General features: G+C 47.0%; 2 tRNA genes. Both read left to right on the plus strand.

The features are described from left to right. Positions 1-149 precede the first annotated feature (149 nt). Positions 150-226 (plus strand) — tRNA-Ile (locus ACDX78_RS23270). Between the two features lie 12 nt (positions 227-238). Then, positions 239-311: transfer RNA gene (locus ACDX78_RS23275), tRNA-Ala, on the plus strand. Positions 312-440: the final 129 nt, after the last annotated feature.

The following is a 440-nucleotide window of genomic DNA, read 5'->3' on the forward strand; positions in this document are numbered from 1 at the left end:
GGTAGCCGTATCGGAAGGTGCGGCTGGATCACCTCCTTTCTAAGGAAGATATAATGGAACGCCAGAGGCACTTACGTGCCTCTCGGTAAGGCATACTGTGTTGTTTGGTTCAGTTTTGAGAGAGCAATTTCTCATAATTTAAAATAGATGGGCCTGTAGCTCAGCTGGTTAGAGCGCACGCCTGATAAGCGTGAGGTCGGTGGTTCAAGTCCACTCAGGCCCACCATCTATTTCATTTGGGGCCTTAGCTCAGCTGGGAGAGCGCCTGCCTTGCACGCAGGAGGTCAGCGGTTCGATCCCGCTAGGCTCCATTTTTGTACCTTGAAAACTAAATAAGAGTAACAACGACATCAATAACATTTGATTGTAAGCGAAGGCTAATTTTATTAGTGACGCTTATTCATTGTAAAGCTTAGTTAAGTGAATAAGGGCGCACGGTG

It is taken from the genome of Virgibacillus oceani (assembly GCF_041521345.1).
GTDB lineage: Bacteria > Bacillota > Bacilli > Bacillales > Amphibacillaceae > Virgibacillus_N > Virgibacillus_N oceani_A.